Raw genomic sequence first — 16859 nt, 5'->3', positions numbered from 1 at the left:
CTCAGTGGGCCTCAGCGGAGCGGTCTTCTTCAACCGTCCGAGCGTTCTGGACCGGCACATGAGCACCACGCTCGTGGAGGTGGGCCGTCGGAGTGCGGTCGATCTGCAGGCTGAGCAGTTCCGGGCGGCTGTAGTGGCCGCGCGCATCCATGAGACGCTTACGCTGGTCGATCAGCGCGAAGTCCAGGTCGGCGATGACCTCGCCCTCGCCCGACGTGAGCGGCTCTCCGACGATGCGTCCTTCGGGATCGACGATCGCGGTGAAGAAGCCCCCGGAAAGCGCGGGACCGCCGGTGTCCTCAGCGATTCGCCCCACCTGGTCCTTGTCGAGCCAGGCGGTTGCACAGACCACGAAACAAGCCGATTCCAGAGCATGCTGGCGGATGTTGACCTCGATCTGCTCCGCGAACAGCGAGCCCCCGAAGGAGCCGGGATACATCGCGGCGTGAATCTGCTCGCCGTCGGCGATCAGGGCGTAGCGCGCCAGCGGCTGGTAGTGCTCCCAGCAGGCGAGCTGGCCGATGCGGCCGACGGCGCTGTCCACCGCGCGCAGGCCGGAAGCATCACCCTGGCCCCAGACCAGGCGCTCGTGATAAGTCGGCGTGAGCTTGCGGCGGCGCTGGATCAGCGTGCCATCCGCGTCGAACAACAGCTGCGTGTTGTAGATGGTCCCACCATCGCGCTCGTTGACGCCGATCGAGACGACCATGCCGGCCTCCCTCGCCGCTTGGGCGATCGCGTCGGTCTCGGCGGACGGCACGGTCACCGACTCCTCGAGCAGGCGCAAGGGCTCCTTGGCCATGGCGTAGGGCGCCTGCACGAAGGAGAAGTAGGGATAGTAGGGAACGACGGTCTCGGGGAAGACCGCGTACTGGACACCCTTCGTTGCCAGTGCGCGGATCTTCTGAACGACCTTTTCGACGGTGCCCGCCCGGCTGTAGAGGACGGGGCTGATCTGGACTGCGGCAGCTTTTACGACGGTCATGGTGCGGTTCCTTGCGATATGCGGGGTCGTGCCTGACGGACATGCCTGCGCCTGTCCGTGCGGACAGGGTTCGGCACGGTGCCGGAGGTCGATCGATGGTGGTGGTGAGAGTGGCGCCGTTGGCGGAGGCGGCGATCACGACCGCGATGGAAGACTCTTCCGCCGCAACGAGCGGATTCGTCCCCGTACCTGTTCATCCGACCGTTGCCAGCGGCTCCACTTCGACGGTGCTCACCCTCACGCGGCGCGCGGTCGTCCACTGCCGCAGGAGCACAAGGCCGAGACCCGCGACGAACCAGAGAGCAAGGACGGCGAGCGCGCGCCCTGCGTGCGATCCGCCGAAGTAGCCGAAGTCATTGATGGCTCGCACGGCCGCGCCGGGGGGCAGCTTCGCGGAGACCGCCTGTGCCCATCCGGGAAGCAGGTCGAACCCTATGGCCGCGCCGCTGGTCGCGTTGCCGATCGTCGTGAGGGTGAGCACGGCCAGGCCTATTCCGGCCGGGCCCAGCCATGCCCCGAGGGCCTTGGTCGCGAACGCGCTCGCGGCCGACAGGAGGATGAGAGACACGGCCAGGAGCGGGAACGACGGCGTCAGCGAGCCGAAGATGGGGCCTGCGATCGTGGCGGCCACGACACCGATCGCCACCGCGAAGCCGGCCATCGCATAGAGCCTGTGGCGAAGGCGAACGGTTGCGACGGCACCGGTGAGGCCCTGGGCGAGGACGAATGACGAGAGTGTCACGCCGAAGACCACGTAGAAAGCGGACAGCCCGCGCGAGTCGTACTTGATCAGAGGGACGATGTCGGTTTCCTGAACGGTGAGTCCGGCCGCGCGGGCGAGACCGGTGACGACCTGTCGAGCCGCCCCGCTTTCGCTGAGCCCGCTCGCGCCGGCGTACTCCAACCGCAGTGTGGTCGGGGAGGTCGCGCCCACCACGGCGACCGCGTCGCCGTTTCGGACCAAGGCGGCACCCTCGTCGATGCTGGAGACCTGCGTGACGTTCAGCGAGTCACCCAGCCTGGCCTGTGCCGCGTTCGTCAGTTGTCCCCCGACCGTGGCCACAGGAAGTTCGTAGGGGGTGGGTGATCGTTGGAGGCCGACATAAACGGCGATGAACGCAGCGCCGATGATCAGTCCTGTGACGACGAGTGGGATCCAGGCGCTGTGCTGGGTGACCACGGGTCCGGCCTTGCCCGATTGTGGAGCGGACGATGACATGGCGACTTCCTCAGATATGACGGTTTGAAACTCGAACCATGTGGACTATACATGCCTCGGTTTGAAAACCAAACCGAAGTGGTATTCGCCCGCGGTCACGTTGGACGGATCAATGACCGGTGACCGAAGTCGAACGTGCGGGTCGCGGCCGGCCGATATCTCTCGCGCCGCACAACACCCGCGCCACACCGACAAGTGACGGCTGCCCCAATTCGGGCGCGAGAACGGGCACGACTCCTCAGATCGGTTCTCTCACACAGCCGATCTTCAAGGGGAATCGTGCCCGCTGCCGCCCGGTCATCCATGGACATTGTTCCGGCCCGCCCGCGATCAGGTCCGTCCGGCGAGGTGGAGGGTGTCCTGGCCAGGGTGTCCGCCAACCGGAACCGCCGATGGCCGGCACAGGAGGGAAGGGGGCCTCCGGAGGGATGGATCAGCGGAAATGAACTACTGGAATAGCCGAGGGTTGTTCTCGGCGAAATCCCGAACGTCGAGAGGCGGCCTGCCGAGGATGGTCTCGATATCCGTGGAGACGCGATCGTATCGGTTTTCGCGATGCAGCCGGGTCATGGTTCCAATGTGCTCGAAGAGATGTTCCGGAAGCTTCGCCGCCGCCAGCCCCTGCGCCCACTCGCCGAAAGGAACGTCAACGTAGGTGACGGGCCGGCCCACCACCTTGGCGAATTCGTCCGCCACACCATCCAAATCCCTGGAAACCGGTCCCGTGAGTTCGTACACCCGGCCCAGATGAGAACCGGGCTCGGCGAGAACAGCGGTCACCACGTCCGCGACGTCACCCGTGGCGACCGGCGAGGTGCGCCCGGAGCCGAACGGCAACCGGAGGGTGATCCCTTCTGGAGTCGAGCCGACCGCGAACTGGAACAGCGGATTCTCCATGAAAATGGTGGGCCTGACTTGAACGACGGGAAGGCCCGACCAGGAGAGGATCAGCTCGCTCAGCAAGTGGAGGCGCTGCTGACGTGATTCCGAACTGCTCGTGATCGTCATCTGCGAGACCGTCATCTGTGACATGTTGACGAAGGCCTCCAAGGCCCCGTACTCGCGTGCGGCGGCGGCGACCGCCGTCGTCGCTTCCAGGTAGGAGCTCGAGACGCTCATCCCGAAGTACATCCGGTGGCACCCCTCAAGGGCACGAGCGATGTCCGCCGGTCGGGTGAGGTCGCCGACGACCACTTCGGCGCCTGTCGCGCGGAGGGACTCGGCGCGTTCGTCGTCCTGCCTGACCAGCGCACGAGTCGGCAGTCCGCGGCTCCGCAAGCGCTCGACGACCTTCCTGCCCACGGATCCGGCGTTTCCGGCTCCGGTCACCAGGATCAGTTTCTCCGGCATTCCATTTCCTCCTCATCAGTTGCAGCAAGGTGATATCGCGTGTCAGCTGTGGCCGGCCGCGTTCGTGATCAGGTCGGTGACGTCTCCGGGTCCGGCCACCATGGACAGGTGGGGGGCGTTCACCTTGACGATGTGCGAGCCGGCACGGTCGGCCATGCACCGCGTGGTCCTGGTCGCCTGCATGACCAGGACGAGAACGCGCCGATGTCTCCCCCGAGTGCCTGCGTCACCTTGCGAAGCATCGCCGGTTCCATCAGCAGACCACTCCCGCGTCCGGGCCTTTTGGCGATCACGGCACGAACGGTTTGATTTCGAGACCGTGACGCCACGCTACCCCTGGATGGTTTGGATAGCAAACCGTGGCTTGGTACTCTTAATCATGGTTGAATCCCCGGTGGTCCCAGGACGACCCTGTTCGATAGCGGCCACGCTGCAACTGACCGGCGACCGCTGGTCGTTGCTGGCCTTGCGGGAGATCCTTTTCGGGAATCGGCGGTTCAGCCAGATCGCCCGCAACACAGGGGCACCACGTGATCGGCTGGCCGTCCGGCTCAAGTCCTTGGTCGCCGACGGCATCCTTGAGAAGCGGGAATATCAGGCCACACGGTTCGAGTATCACCTCACCGATGCGGGCAAAGAGCTTCTCACCGTGCTCATCGGCCTCATGACCTGGGGTGACCGCTGGGCGGTCGATGACCCGCCCTTGGTCCTGGAGCACCACGGGCACCAGATCCAGCCGGCCATGGTGTGCCGCACCTGCGGGCAGGCGATCAGCGAAGATGACCTGCACCTGGTGTCTCACGCGCCCGGCTGGACGATCAACGGCCCTGACACCCATGACGACATCGTCCAGTCGTCCTGACGCGCCCCTACGGCAAGAACCGATCACGCGCCGTTCGCCCTTGCGGCACTCGCCGAGATCGGCGGGGCCAGGCCGGCCTGGCGGGGCGTCCGCGAGCACAAGGGCGTCTGGTGGATCGGCGCAGAGATGATCGCGCTCAGCCTGTACGGGTTCGTCGCCACCCTGCGGCCGGACGCGAAGCGTCACCGTCTCGCGGGCGGTCGCCGGGCCCGGCCGGGGCCGGAGGGGGTGGGCCCGCGGCCGGGCGGCTGAGGCAGGATGTCCTCAGCGCTCCCGGGTGGCGCCGCGCGGCGCCACCCGGGAGGGTCCTCAGTGGGAGGTGGCCTTCTCGGCGCCGGCGCCCGTGAGCGACCGCACCTCGATCTCGGCGTACTTGGCCGCGTTGTACTCCTTGCTGAGCACGGTCCCGATGTAGCCGGCGAGGAAGCCGATCGGGATCGAGACCAGGCCCGGGTTCTCCAGCGGGAACCAGTTGAAGGCCGCGCCCGGGAACAGCGCGGTCGGCGTGCCGGACACCACCGGCGAGAAGATCACCAGCAGCACGGCCGACGCCAGGCCGCCGTAGATCGCCGAGACCGCTCCCGCGGTGTTGAACCGCTTCCAGAACAGGCTGTACAGGATCGCGGGCAGGTTGCCCGAGGCGGCGACCGCGAAGGCCAGCGCCACCAGGAACGCCACGTTGAGGTTCTGCGCGAAGATCCCGAGCACGATCGACACCGCGCCGATGGCGAAGGCGGCGATGCGGGCGACCTTGATCTCCTGCTGCTCGGTGGCGGTGCCCCGCTTGAAGACGTGCGCGTACAGGTCGTGGGCGAAGCTGGAGGAGGACGCCAGCGTCAGGCCCGCCACCACGGCGAGGATCGTCGCGAACGCCACCGCGGCGATGATCGCGAGCAGGATCGTGCCTCCGACGTCGCCGAAGAGGAGCTGGCCGACCTTCTGCGCGAGCTGGGGAGCCGCCGTGTTGCCCGCCTTGTTCTGCGCGGCGATGGCCTTGCTGCCGACCAGCGCGGCGGCGCCGAAGCCGAGCACGAGCGTGAGCAGGTAGAACACGCCGATGATGCCGATGCCCCAAAGGACCGACTTGCGGGCGTCCCTGGCGGTCGGCACGGTGTAGAAGCGGATCAGGATGTGCGGCAGGCCCGCGGTGCCGAGCACCAGCGCGAGCCCGAGGCTGATCAGGTCGAGCTTGCTGACCAGGCCCTTGGCCTCGACGCCGTACTTCAGGCCCGGGTTCAGGAAGGCGTTGCCCTTGCCGCTCTGGTCGGCGGCGGTGCCGAGCAGGGACGACAGGTTGAACCCGAAGTGGCCGAGCACCATGATGGTCACCAGGGCGGCGCCGGTCATCAGCAGCACGGCCTTGACGATCTGGACCCAGGTGGTGCCCTTCATGCCGCCGACGACCACGTAGATGATCATCAGCAGGCCGACGACCACGATCGTGCCGATCTTGCCGGCGTCGGAGGTGATGCCGAACAGCAGGCCGACGAGCGCGCCCGCGCCGACCATCTGGGCGAGCAGGTAGAAGATGCTGACCGTGATCGTCGACACGCCGGCGGCCGTGCGCACCGGGCGCGGGCTCATCCGGAAGGCCAGCACGTCGGCCATCGTGAACTTGCCGGAGTTGCGCATCAGCTCGGCGACGAGCAGCAGCGCCACCAGCCAGGCGACGAGGAACCCGATCGAGTAGAGGAACCCGTCGTACCCCGACAGCGCGATGATGCCCGCGATGCCGAGGAAGGACGCGGCCGACATGTAGTCGCCGCCGATGGCCAGGCCGTTCTGCACGCCACTGAACGAGCGCCCGCCCGCATAGTAGTCGGTGGCGGTCTTGGTGTTGCGGCTCGCCCAGAACGTGATGCCCAGCGTCGCGGCGACGAACAGGACGAAAAGGGTGATCGATAGGGCGTGGTCACTCATTGGTCGTGGTCTCCATCTCCGCGCGCAGCTTGCCGGACAACGGGTCGAGCTTCTTGTCGGCATGCCGGGCGTACGCCCACGCGATCAGGAACGTCGACACGAACTGCAGAATGCCGAAGATCAGCGCAATGTTGATGTTCCCGAAGACCTTGGTGCCCATGAACCCGCGCGCCCAGCCGGACAGGACCACGTACAGCAGGTACCAGGCGAGGAAGCCGATGGTCACCGGGAACACCCAGTTGCGGAAGCGCCGGCGCAGCTCCTGGAATTCGGTACTCGCCTGTACCTGTTCGTATTCGGACGACTCGTCTTGTCGAGTGGTCACGCGACCTCCAACGTTGTGATCTGAATCACGCCATACCGTAGAAGGGGACACCCGCCGCTGCGCAGGGGTACAGGCCACACGGTCGCCAAGCCGACGCGAAGGATCGCTCATCTGGCGCGCTCCTGCGCCCAAAGGCCCGATCCCTGCGACGAATGGCCGCCGTGTTCCCCCCACCGGCCGCGCCCGCTCAGGTGGAGCGCGGCCGCCAGTCACCGCGGTTGACGTTGAGCGTCTCGGGCGTGTGCAGGCGGACCATCGTGCGGGCGACCCCGCGAGGGACGCCTCCCGGGGTGAGAAGCGAGACGACGATCATCACGGCGAAGGAGATCGGCACCGTCCAGGCCGCCGGCTGGGCGAGCAGCGCCCCGGTCCAGCCGGTGTACGGGCCGCCGGTGATCACCGCGATCACCGCGGCGCTGGCCAGGCCGCCCCCGGTGAGCAGGCCGGCCATCGCCCCCGCCGCGCTCAGCCGCCGCCACCAGATGCCGAGCACGAGCAGCGGGCAGAAGGAGGACGCCGCCACCGCGAAGGCCAGGCCGACCACGTCGGCGACGGCGAGGGAGCGCGCCGTCGTCGCCAGCGCCAGCGGCACGGCCACGGCCAGCAGCGTGGCGGCCCGGAAGGACTGCACTCCCCCGCGCAGGATGTCCTGGCCGATGACGCCCGCCACCGACACGGCGAGGCCGGAGGAGGTGGACAGGAACGCGGCGAACGCCCCGGCCGTGACCAGCGCGCCGAGCAGTTCGCCCGCCGTCCCGCCGACCATGCGCCCGGGCAGGGTGAGCACGACGGCGTCGGTTCGTCCGGTCATCAGCAATTCGGGGGTGTAGAGGCGGCCGAGCGTGCCGTAGATGGCCGGCAGCAGGTAGAAGGCGCCGAGCAGGGTCAGCACGACGAGGGTCGTGCGGCGGGCCGCCCGCCCGTCGGGGTTGGTGTAGAAGCGCACCAGGACGTGCGGCAGGCCCATGGTGCCGAGGAAGGTGGCCAGGATGAGCGAGTAGGTCGCGTACAGCGGGTGCTCGCGGCCGTGCAGGGGCAGCGCCCACTCGTGGTCGGTGAGGACGGGCAGGTTCTCGGCGTGCGGCACGGGCGCGCCCGCGGGGAAGCCGAGCGTCGTGTCCGCCGTGACCGTGTGCGGGCCGTGCGCCAGCGTTATCCGCTCTCCGTGCCTGACGCGGCCGTCGACGCGGCCGTCCGCGGTGACCTCGACCGGCCGTTCGACGCTGATGGTGACGTCGATGCCCACGGTGACGGTGACCGGGGCGGTGAAGACGGGCGGAGCGTCGCCCGCGGGCGCCGGCCTGCCGAGCCCGTTCCACGCGAACAGCAGGAAGAACACCGGCAGGGCCAGGGCGGTCAGCTTCAGCCAGTACTGGAACGCCTGGACGAAGGTGATCGAGCGCATGCCGCCGGACAGCACGTTGACCGCGACGACGACGGCCACCAGCAGGCCGCCCACCCAGGCCGGGCCGCCCGTGATCGTGCGCAGGACCAGTCCCGCGCTCTGGAACTGCGGCATCAGGTACAGCCAGCCGATCAGCACGACAAGGACGCTCGCCATGCGGCGCACGGCCATCGACTCCAGCCGGGCCTCGGCGAAGTCGGGCAGCGTGTAGGCCCCCGAGCGGCGCAGCGGGGCGGACACCAGGACGAGCAGCACCAGGTAGCCGCCGGTCCAGCCGACCGGGAGCCACAGCATGTCGGCGCCGTAGGCGAGGATCAGGCCCGCGATGCCGAGGAAGGAGGCCGCCGAGAGGTACTCCCCACCGATCGCCGAGGCGTTCCACAGCGGCGAGACGGTGCGCGAGGCGACGTAGAAGTCCGACGTGGTGCGGGACAGGCGCAGCCCGAACGATCCGATGAGGATGGCCGCCACCACGACCACCACCACCGCCGCGACCCCGAGTCCCGCGCTCACCGCGGCCACCCGGTCACTGACGCTCGACCATCTCGGCGAAGTGGCGTTCGTTGCGTTCGGCCTGCCGCACGTAGAGCCAGGCCCCGGCGACGAACGCCGGGTAGATGAGCCCGGCGAGCACCACCCACGGCAGCGGCAACCCGAGCAGCCGCACCTCACGCAGGCCGGGGACCAGCAGGAACAGCAGCGGAAGGCCGCCGATCACGCAGGAGAGGACCGTGCAGACGAACAGCGCCAGCCGGAACTGGGTGCGCACCAGCGAGCGCATGTAGACCTCGCCGAGGCTGGTCTGCTCGTCGATCTCCAGGGTGACCGGGTGCCGGGGCCGGCGGGCGGCGGTCGTGCGCGGGCTGGTGACGACCTGCCGCCGGGGCCGCTCGGGGGCCTTGGGCGCGATGCGCCGCCGGCCGCCGTCCTGCCCGTCGCCGCGCGTCGTCCCGGTCACTCGGCGCGGCCCTTCCTCGCCCGGCGGACGAGCAGGTCGCGCAGCTCGCGGGTGTGACGGCGGCTCACCGGGATCTCGGTGTCGCCGATGCGCACCATGCAGCGGCCGGAGTCGATGTGCAGCTCGTCGATGTGCTTGACCGCGACCAGGTGACTGCGGTGCACGCGGATGAACCCGGCGGCGGCCCAGCGCTCCTCCAGCGCGGCGAGCGGGATGCGCACCAGGTGGCTGCCCGTGGCCGTGTGCAGGCGCGCGTAGTCCCCCTGGGCCTCGACGTAGCGGACGTCGGTGCTGGCGACGAAGCGGGTGACCCCGGCCAGCTCGACCGGGATGGTGTCGCCGTCGGGCGCCGGGCGTCCCGCCTCGTCCCCGGCTCCCAGGCCGCCGGGGACGGCGGCGCAGACCCTGCGGATGGCCTCGGCGAGCCGCTCGGGGCGCACCGGCTTGAGCAGGTAGTCCTCGGCCTTGATCTCGAACGCGTCCACCGCGTGCTCTTCGTAGGCGGTGACGAACACGACGCGGGGCGGCCGGGCGAACTGGGTCAGCAGGCGTCCGAGCACGACGCCGTCCAGGCCGCGCATCCGGATGTCCAGGAAGACCGCCTCGACCGGCCTGCCCTCGGCCATGGCGCGGTCGAGCATCTTCAGGGCCGACGCGCCGTCGCGCGCCATGGAGACCTCGCCGATGCGAGGATCGGCGCGCAGGAGATAGGCGAGGTCCTCCAGCGCCGGCTGCTCGTCGTCCACCGCCAGCACGCGCAGGCCCGTCACGTCACCGCCACTCACCCTGACTCGCCCGGAAACCGCGGGGCCGGGGGGCCGACCTGGCGAGACTTGCTCCTCATCTTCCTAGAGAGTGGTGAATCGGGCAGGGGAAGTCAACGGCTCAGAGGCGGAGCGCTGATAACTATACGGAGACGCCCGGCCGGTATTTGGGCAGGCGAACGCTCACCTTGGCCCCCGCTCCCACGGCGGTCTCGACGACCAGGCCGTACTCGTCGCCGTACACCTGGCGCAGCCGCTCGTCCACGTTGGCCAGCCCGACGCCGCCCGTCCCCGACCGCTCGTCGGGGTCGCCGGACAGGATGCGCCGCAGCCGCTCGGGGTCCATGCCGATGCCGTCGTCCTCCACGCTGATCAGGCACTCGGCCCCCGCGTCCTCGGCGGTGATGGCGATGCGCCCGACGCCGTCCTTGCTCTCGAGCCCATGGCGCAGGGCGTTCTCCACCAGCGGTTGCAGGCACAGGAACGGCACCGCCACGGGCAGCACCTCCGGCGCGATCCGCAGCGTGACCCGGAGCTGGTCGCCGAAGCGGGCCCGTTCGAGGGTCAGATAGCGGTCGATCGAGCGCAGTTCCTCGGCGAGCGTGGTGAACTCGCCGTGCCGCCGGAAGGAGTAGCGGGTGAAGTCGGCGAAGTCCAGCAGCAGTTCCCTGGCCCGCTCGGGGTCGGTGCGCACGTACGAGGCGATCGTGGTCAGCGAGTTGTAGATGAAGTGCGGGGAGATCTGCGCGCGCAGCGCCCGCACCTCGGCCTCCATGAGCAGGGTGCGCGAGCGGTCGAGCTCGGCGAGCTCGAGCTGGGAGTCGACCCAGGCGGCGACCTCCCCCGTCGCCCTGACCAGCCCCGCGCTGGCATGGTCGCCATAGGCCGCCAGGGAGCCGACCACCCGGTCGTCGGTGGTGAGGGGGACGACGACGGCGTACCTGACCGGGCACTCCGGCGACAGGCACCACACGACGTCGGGGCCGAGCACCTGGATGCGGCCGTCGCGCAGGGTCGCGGCGGCGTGCGCGAACGCGTTCTTGGCGTGGTGGTCCCCCGCTCCGTCGTAGACCAGCAGCTCTTCACGGTTGGTGATGGCGATGGCGGGCGAGCCGAGCAGCTCGCGCAGGTAGCGGGACGCCTTGAGCGCCCCGGCGGCGGTCAGGCCGGCGCGCAGCGGCGGCGCGGCCAGCGACGCGGTGTGCAGGGTCTCGAAGGTGGCGCGCTCGGCGGGACTGGTGCCGAGCTCGCGCCGGCCGCGCAGCACCCGCCAGAGCACCACGGCGGGCACTCCGGCGAGGACCAGGAGCACCGGGACGGCGAGCAGCGGTTCCACGCCGCCGGAGCCTACCCGCGCGTCACGGCCCCCAGAACCCGCCCATCGCCGGAACGCCCACCCCCTGCGCCGGACGGCACTCCAGCCGCCCACCGCCGGGCCACATGCGATGAACCCGGTGACGTCGGCGATCACCCCCGGGATACTGGTCGTCCATGGATGAGGTCCAAATGCTCGTCGCCCATTCCGAGCGCGTGACCCTGCGCGTCGGCGACGTGTTCCTGAAGGTGGACGTCGATCAGGCGCGCATCGACGCCGAGGTCGAGGCGATCGCCCTGGTGCCGGTACCGACGCCGAAGATCCTGTGGCACAAGCCGCCGGTGCTCGCGATCGCCGCGGTCCCGGGGACGGCGCTCGGCCGCCTCGGCGAGCCGTCGACCGCGTCCCCGGCGGCGTGGGCCGCGGCGGGCGCCGCCATCCGGAAACTGCACGACGCGCCGTTGCCGCCCAGGCGCGGCCGGGCCGGCCGGGACGTCGACGAGTTGACGGCGGAACTCGACGGCGAGTGCGAATGGCTCGTGACGAACGGCGTCCTGCCCGTCGGCCTGGTCACCCGCAACCGCCAGATCGCCGAGGCCGCGCTCCGGCCGTGGGATCCGGCGTTCACGCACGGCGACCTGCAGATCGCTCACGTGTTCGTCGACGGCGACGAGATCACGGGCATCATCGACTGGTCCGAGGCGGGCCAAGGCGACGCCCTGTTCGACCTCGCCACCTTGACTCTCGGACACGAGGAACACCTCGGCGACGTCGTCGCCGGCTATGGCACCGACATCGACCTCGACGTGATCCGCGCGTGGTGGTCGTTACGAAGCCTGCTGGTGGTTCGCTGGCTGATCGAGCACGGCTTCGACCCGTTCGCGCCGGGCTGTGAGGTCGACGTGCTGAGATCCCGGCTGTGAGGCGAAGGCCGTGAGCCGGGGACGCGTCCGTCGTGGTCACGGCCGACGTGGAATATAGGCCCACACTCTGTGGCCGGTCGCCGGGGCGCCCTGGAAGCCGGCACGTTCGGCCAGGGCGGTCACGATGGCCAGCCCGCGCCCGCCTTCAGCGCATGGGACCTCCGCTCGGCCGTGGTCGCCGAACCGCGGGACGCCGGCCCCGCCGAGGTCGTAGACGGTGATCAGGACGCTCGCGGCCACCGCGGGGGTGCCGAGCGGCTCGTGGCGGGATGAGGCGAGGGCGATCTCCAAGGTGAAGCGACCGCCCGGGGAACCGCTGCGGGTGTGACGGACGGCGTTGCCCACCAGCTCGCCGACGATCAGTTCGGCGTCGTCGGCGAACGGCGTGCCGGCGAGCAGGAAGCGGGTGAAGCGCCTGGCCTCCGCGGCCTGGTCGAGCGCGCCGGGGAAGGCGCGCCGCCAGATGAGGATCTCCGGGCCGACCCGGACGGCCTCGTTGACCGGCAGGGCACGTGAGCGATGACCGGCGTCCGGCAGGGTGCGTGAGGAATCACCTGCTTGCGGCGTGACGGGCGAGATGACGGGAGCGGCGGCCACGCGCGGCACCTCGTCGCCGGGATCGGTTCTCATGGACACGAGCCACAACGATCGACGAGCGGACGCGCCTCACCGATCCCACCTTCCGCCAGGACGATCTTTCAGCCAGACACCCCTGATGACGTGCGCGAACATATGAATCCGGCTGATCACCACCCGTCGAGCCCTCTGACCATGTCCCAGCCGCATCATTCTCCGTAGTCAATTCGATACTTTCCGTGTAACTTCTGTGATCCGGGAACCTGTTCGAGTCAGGGGGGCGTACGCACATGTCGGGCGAAGGAGTGCACACCCTGCTGGAATGCCGGCGACGTAGCGAGGCGCTGCGCGCCATGGGCTACACCTTCGACCAGATCGCCGAGGTGTTCTCGGTCTGCCACGACGTCAGCCCGCTGCGCCTGTACCGCTACGCCTACGGGCTGACCGCCGCCGAGGCCGCCGCGCGGTACAACGACCTCGACCCGGCGGGCACCGCCGCGCTGCGCGAGTCACGGCTGTACGAGTTCGAGCACTGGCCGCAGCGCGGCATGCGCCCGACCGCCCGCACCATCGCGCTGTTCGCGCACGTCTACAGCACCGCCGCCCGCCGCCTGGTCGGCGACCAGGTCTACGCCTCCTACAGCGTGCGCGACCGCGACCTCATCGACCGCACCGACCACCGTTCGTCCCATGCCCCCCAGCGGCCCTCCGCCGTCCCGGCCGCTTTCCCGGGGCATGTCACCATGGGTCAGGAAGTGGAAGCGGCACGCCCGGCTGCCCCGGTTCCCGGTTTCAAGGATTGCGCCGCGCTGCTGCGTGCCCTCACAGCCGAGGAGGCCGACGTGAAGCGCCGCGATCTGCTCTTCGAACTGGCCCTGGCCCTCGGCGGCGCCCCCGCCCTGGCCCTGCTGCGCCACCTGTCCCCACCCGAGAAAGACCGGCTGGCCACCGCGATCCGCTCCTCCGCCCGGGTCGACGCCGCCACGGTGGAACTGATCGAGAAACTCACCGCCCGCTGCCGCCGCCTGGACGACGAGTTCGGCCCCGCCAAGGTCCTGCCCGTCGTGGACGGCCAGCGCACCCTCGTCGCCGACCTGCTGCATCGCGAGTCCCTGCTCCCCGGCCTGCGCGACCGCCTCATCCGCGCCTACGCCGAACTCAGCCAACTCGCCGGCTGGCTCCACCACGACCTCCTCGACCACCCCGGAGCCCGCCGCCGCTACCAAGAAGCCCTCACCGCCGCCCACCAGATCCGCGACGCGACCTTGATCGCCTACCTGCACGCCTGCCTCGCCAACATGTCCCGCTTCCAAGGCCGCACCGGCGAGGCTCTGGACCACATCTACGCCGCCCAGGGGTGGGCACAACAGAGTCCGAGCAGCCTGCTCCGGTCGGTACACGCCGTGAACCTCGCGCGGGTTCTCGCCGCCGACGGTAACGTCCTGGACAGCGAACGTGCACTCACCCGCTCACGACAACTGCTGGCACGCCCAAGGACAGAGGCGGATCCCTCCTACCTCTACTGGTGGACGCCCAACGGAGTGCAACGGCACACCGCCTACTGCGCGATCGCCTGGAGACGTCCCGACGAGGCCATCGATTCAGCACAGCGAGCCTTGTCGACATCCGCGATCAGCCCGCTGATGCGCGGGGAAACCCTGCTGCTCTACGCCGGGGCCCTGACCCAGAAGCGCGAGATACCGGCCGCGATCGACAAGATCCGCCAGGCGGCCCGCATCACCGTGAGTCACAGCTCCGGACGCCTCGCCGATACCATCCGCCAGACCCGCACCCGCCTCCAACCCTGGGCGACCAACAAACACGTCCGCATCCTCGACGAGGAACTCGCCTCCCTGGGCATCATCCCGATCCGGCTGGCGTAGAGCGCAATCGGCCCTCTGGCCTTGCGGCGACCACGGCACGGGCGGGCATTTAGGTTCAGGGTTCAATGCCAGGAAAGCAACACCGTTGCCCCATGCGCGCAGGTCAGCTCGTAAAGCCATCCTCGTCCTTCAGCTACGCGAAGCAGGAGGAAAGCGCGCTCAGCGTCCTGGAATTCCGCCCACACACGCTAGGTTACGGGCTGGAGGTTACCCGCCTTCTGTGCAAGGCCCATAAAGATCATCTTCGCTCCTTGGCGGCCTCGGGAACCATGTCGTATCGTCGGTCGTCTTACCGCTCAGGTCGGCACCGCAAGGCGCCGACGTGAATATGTGTTCGTTTAGAGAGAGGGGAGGGAGGGGTGTGGCCCATTATAGAATTTCGGTCAGCTTGTCCGAGGAAGTGCTTGAGACATTGCAGCAGATCGCCGACAAGCATGGAGTCAGCGTCACTGAAGCACTTCGGCGCTCGATCTCCGCCCACAAGTTCCTGGACGACGTCAAGACTTCCGGTAACACGGTGCTCCTATGGAACCAAGCCACTGGAAAAATCCAGAAGGTAATTGAATGAAAACGCCCAAAATTAACATAAAGGCATCGAGAGGATCCCCCTATGAGTAGTAGCGGTCGAGGTCGCCCCCGCTCGTCAGAGCCAGCGCCAGTCGAGAAAGAAATTGCGCCGGAAGAGTCGGGGACGAGTACCAACGAAACCCCTCGCCAAGGCGGCGGGAAATATGAGAGTCGTTTAATAGATGTCCGCAGTAGCTCGACGCGGCGCGACATCGCATCTGCTGGAGAAGGTGAGCTAGATGAATTAGCAAACAAATCCTCCGAACTTGGAATCCATACATATAAAGTTGAAGACATTGAAGCGAGGCTCGCATTTTATGACGCGAAGACTAAAGCCAGACACGAAACGATCGAACAGGTTATGCGCGGCACACTGGGCATACTTATCGTGATCGCAGTGGCATTCGGGAATAAAATAGGAGCTTCGACCGATATCATACAGGTCCTAGCAGGGTCGGTAATCGGCTACTACTTCGGCTCAATTCGACCCCGGAAGCAACAAGAGTAAGATGCACTTTCAAGTAAGGCCCCGCCGAACATCTGGAGTTCAGCGAGGCCGGTGCCGTATCACCGTGGTCAGATGCAATAGGGAGTGGATGGCAGAAGCTATTGGCCCGAGGACGTTACTGTCACCTAATACTGCAGCGTTAGTTGCGATCTGGCTGGTTGTGCGGACATGGGTACGGCCACTGCGTGATCATCGGCTGCTGTGTGGACAACCAAAGATCGTGCGGTGGCCGTGAGCCACAGCGTAGACCGGCCTCCACCGCCGCCCAGGCGGTGGAGGCCCGAGCCTAGCTGGAACGTTCGTGACCTCGACGCCACGCTCATTTGGTGTGTGAGAGGTGGCTCACCCGCATGTGCCCGCCGCGCACGGCCGCGCTTTGCAAGGGTATGTACTGAGCCTGGAGGAGCAGGCACAGCTCGATCAGGCTCGCGGCAGCGGCCCGCTACGACGATGACTGACCGGGAGAGGCGCCATGCAGCAGCCGTGGACAACCGCCCCCCTGGTGGCCTTCGATCTGGAAGGCACCGGCAGCCAGGACGGTAAGCACGAGGCGATCCTCGAAGTCGGGATCGTCCCACTGGTCGACGGCCGCCCCGACATGGCGCGCAGCTACCAGTCCACGGTGAACCCGGGGCGGCGCATCGCGCGTCGCCCCTGGATCTCGCCTGGCCTGACCAACGAGTCGCTCGCCGGCGCCCCGCCGCTGGACGCTGTCGCCCCGGAACTCGTGGCCCGCCTGGATGGGGCGTTCATCGTCGGGCACAACGTCGCGGTGGACTGGCGGTTGCTGTCGCGACGATGCCCGACCGTCCGCCCTGCAGCGCTCATCGACACGCTGAAGCTCGCCTGGGTCGCTGCGGCAAGCCATGAGCGGAGCCTGACGGCGCTCCTTTCGGCCCATGGGCTCACCAACGAAGTGACGGCCCTCGTCGGCCACGAGACGCCGCACCGCGCGCTGTGGGACGCGACCGGCGCCGCGCTGCTCCTGGCCGCGCTGGTCGGCCGGCTTCCTGGAGGATCAGCCTTCACCGTCGCTCACCTCCACCACGTGGCAGGGCTGCCGCTCAACGGGGGCGCCGACGCGACCGACGATGCGCTGCTCCTGTTTTGAGATCACCCACGCCGTCGCCTGTGAGGTCCGCGAGGAGTATGCCCGAGATCTTGCTGACGGCCTAGGGCGTGTCTGACAATTCGCGGTGGCGGAGCCAGAGCATCAGGCAGCCGATGGTGGCGCCGGCTAGGTAGCGGCTGGCGAGTTTGTCGAAGCGGGTGGCGATGGCTCGCCACTGCTTGAGCTTG

The 16859-nt window shown here is 68.4% G+C and carries 16 protein-coding genes and 1 pseudogene; 6 read left to right on the top strand and 11 right to left on the bottom strand.

Features of this window, described 5'->3' with window-relative positions:
* Position 1: 1 nt before the first annotated feature.
* From ACFO60_RS32835 to ACFO60_RS32820, 4 genes are all read right to left on the bottom strand, one after another.
* Positions 2-985, bottom strand: a complete 984-nt coding sequence (locus ACFO60_RS32835) for a nitrilase-related carbon-nitrogen hydrolase (protein WP_380848406.1) — start codon at positions 983-985, stop codon at positions 2-4.
* Positions 986-1178: 193 nt separating this feature from the next.
* Positions 1179-2165, bottom strand: a complete 987-nt coding sequence (locus ACFO60_RS32830) for a hypothetical protein (RefSeq protein WP_380848403.1) — start codon at positions 2163-2165, stop codon at positions 1179-1181.
* 486 nt (positions 2166-2651) lie between these two features.
* On the bottom strand, positions 2652-3554 hold the full coding sequence (locus ACFO60_RS32825; protein ID WP_380848400.1) for an NmrA family NAD(P)-binding protein: 903 nt from the start codon (positions 3552-3554) through the stop codon (positions 2652-2654).
* A gap of 42 nt (positions 3555-3596) precedes the next feature.
* Positions 3597-3737, bottom strand: a complete 141-nt coding sequence (locus tag ACFO60_RS32820; RefSeq protein ID WP_380848397.1) for a hypothetical protein — start codon at positions 3735-3737, stop codon at positions 3597-3599.
* Between the two features lie 196 nt (positions 3738-3933).
* Between ACFO60_RS32820 and ACFO60_RS32815 the strand changes: the two genes are divergently transcribed.
* Positions 3934-4416: a winged helix-turn-helix transcriptional regulator gene (locus tag ACFO60_RS32815; protein ID WP_380848394.1), complete on the top strand. Its 483-nt coding sequence runs from the start codon at positions 3934-3936 to the stop codon at positions 4414-4416.
* Positions 4417-4461: 45 nt separating this feature from the next.
* Positions 4462-4668 (top strand): annotated as a pseudogene (locus tag ACFO60_RS32810) (YnfA family protein); the annotation flags it as partial.
* Positions 4669-4725: 57 nt separating this feature from the next.
* On the opposite strand, the gene ACFO60_RS32805 reads toward ACFO60_RS32810, so the two are convergent.
* From ACFO60_RS32805 to ACFO60_RS32780, 6 genes are all read right to left on the bottom strand, one after another.
* Entirely contained in the window at positions 4726-6336 is a 1611-nt protein-coding gene (locus ACFO60_RS32805; RefSeq protein ID WP_380848391.1) for a solute symporter family protein, read from the bottom strand.
* Positions 6329-6661 (bottom strand): DUF485 domain-containing protein, encoded by a 333-nt coding sequence (locus ACFO60_RS32800; protein ID WP_380848388.1) that lies wholly within the window; start codon positions 6659-6661, stop codon positions 6329-6331. The genes ACFO60_RS32805 and ACFO60_RS32800 overlap by 8 nt, the downstream gene beginning before the upstream one ends.
* Before the next feature lie 187 nt (positions 6662-6848).
* Positions 6849-8579: a sodium/solute symporter gene (locus ACFO60_RS32795; protein ID WP_380848385.1), complete on the bottom strand. Its 1731-nt coding sequence runs from the start codon at positions 8577-8579 to the stop codon at positions 6849-6851.
* A 13-nt stretch (positions 8580-8592) separates the two neighbouring features.
* Complete coding sequence (locus ACFO60_RS32790; RefSeq protein WP_380848382.1) at positions 8593-9024, bottom strand: hypothetical protein; 432 nt, start codon at positions 9022-9024, stop codon at positions 8593-8595.
* Positions 9021-9794, bottom strand: a complete 774-nt coding sequence (locus ACFO60_RS32785) for a LytR/AlgR family response regulator transcription factor (RefSeq protein ID WP_380848615.1) — start codon at positions 9792-9794, stop codon at positions 9021-9023. Before ACFO60_RS32785 ends, ACFO60_RS32790 begins: the two co-directional genes overlap by 4 nt.
* A 136-nt stretch (positions 9795-9930) precedes the next feature.
* Positions 9931-11124, bottom strand: coding sequence for a sensor histidine kinase (locus ACFO60_RS32780; protein ID WP_380848379.1), 1194 nt, complete (start codon positions 11122-11124; stop codon positions 9931-9933).
* 155 nt (positions 11125-11279) lie between these two features.
* Between ACFO60_RS32780 and ACFO60_RS32775 the strand changes: the two genes are divergently transcribed.
* Entirely contained in the window at positions 11280-12026 is a 747-nt protein-coding gene (locus tag ACFO60_RS32775; RefSeq protein ID WP_380848376.1) for a phosphotransferase family protein, read from the top strand.
* Positions 12027-12062: 36 nt separating this feature from the next.
* Here ACFO60_RS32775 and ACFO60_RS32770 read toward each other — a convergent pair whose 3' ends face one another.
* The gene (locus tag ACFO60_RS32770; RefSeq protein ID WP_380848612.1) at positions 12063-12656 is read right to left on the bottom strand and encodes an ATP-binding protein; all 594 of its coding nucleotides are present in this window, start codon (positions 12654-12656) and stop codon (positions 12063-12065) included.
* A gap of 236 nt (positions 12657-12892) precedes the next feature.
* Here ACFO60_RS32770 and ACFO60_RS32765 point away from each other — a divergent pair, with 236 nt between their 5' ends.
* From ACFO60_RS32765 to ACFO60_RS32755, 3 genes are all read left to right on the top strand, one after another.
* Positions 12893-14485, top strand: coding sequence for a hypothetical protein (locus ACFO60_RS32765; protein ID WP_380848373.1), 1593 nt, complete (start codon positions 12893-12895; stop codon positions 14483-14485).
* 328 nt (positions 14486-14813) lie between these two features.
* Entirely contained in the window at positions 14814-15053 is a 240-nt protein-coding gene (locus ACFO60_RS32760; RefSeq protein WP_380848609.1) for a ribbon-helix-helix domain-containing protein, read from the top strand.
* Positions 15054-16032: 979 nt separating this feature from the next.
* Positions 16033-16671 (top strand): 3'-5' exonuclease, encoded by a 639-nt coding sequence (locus ACFO60_RS32755; protein WP_380848370.1) that lies wholly within the window; start codon positions 16033-16035, stop codon positions 16669-16671.
* The last annotated feature ends 188 nt before the right edge of the window (positions 16672-16859 follow it).

It is taken from the genome of Sphaerisporangium dianthi, assembly GCF_042654065.1.
GTDB lineage: Bacteria > Actinomycetota > Actinomycetes > Streptosporangiales > Streptosporangiaceae > Sphaerisporangium > Sphaerisporangium dianthi.
The sequence above is the reverse complement of the archived record's forward strand: the minus strand, read 5'-3'. Positions and strand labels throughout refer to the sequence as shown.

Coding starts and splice junctions, on each gene's coding strand:
- ACFO60_RS32825 (WP_380848400.1), bottom strand. CDS start 3,554: ATGCCGGAGAAACTGATCCTGGTGACCGGAGCCGGAAACGCCGGATCC.
- ACFO60_RS32765 (WP_380848373.1), top strand. CDS start 12,893: ATGTCGGGCGAAGGAGTGCACACCCTGCTGGAATGCCGGCGACGTAGC.
- ACFO60_RS32755 (WP_380848370.1), top strand. CDS start 16,033: ATGCAGCAGCCGTGGACAACCGCCCCCCTGGTGGCCTTCGATCTGGAA.
- ACFO60_RS32760 (WP_380848609.1), top strand. CDS start 14,814: ATGTGTTCGTTTAGAGAGAGGGGAGGGAGGGGTGTGGCCCATTATAGA.
- ACFO60_RS32835 (WP_380848406.1), bottom strand. CDS start 985: ATGACCGTCGTAAAAGCTGCCGCAGTCCAGATCAGCCCCGTCCTCTAC.
- ACFO60_RS32820 (WP_380848397.1), bottom strand. CDS start 3,737: ATGCAGGCGACCAGGACCACGCGGTGCATGGCCGACCGTGCCGGCTCG.
- ACFO60_RS32815 (WP_380848394.1), top strand. CDS start 3,934: ATGGTTGAATCCCCGGTGGTCCCAGGACGACCCTGTTCGATAGCGGCC.
- ACFO60_RS32775 (WP_380848376.1), top strand. CDS start 11,280: ATGGATGAGGTCCAAATGCTCGTCGCCCATTCCGAGCGCGTGACCCTG.
- ACFO60_RS32770 (WP_380848612.1), bottom strand. CDS start 12,656: ATGAGAACCGATCCCGGCGACGAGGTGCCGCGCGTGGCCGCCGCTCCC.
- ACFO60_RS32805 (WP_380848391.1), bottom strand. CDS start 6,336: ATGAGTGACCACGCCCTATCGATCACCCTTTTCGTCCTGTTCGTCGCC.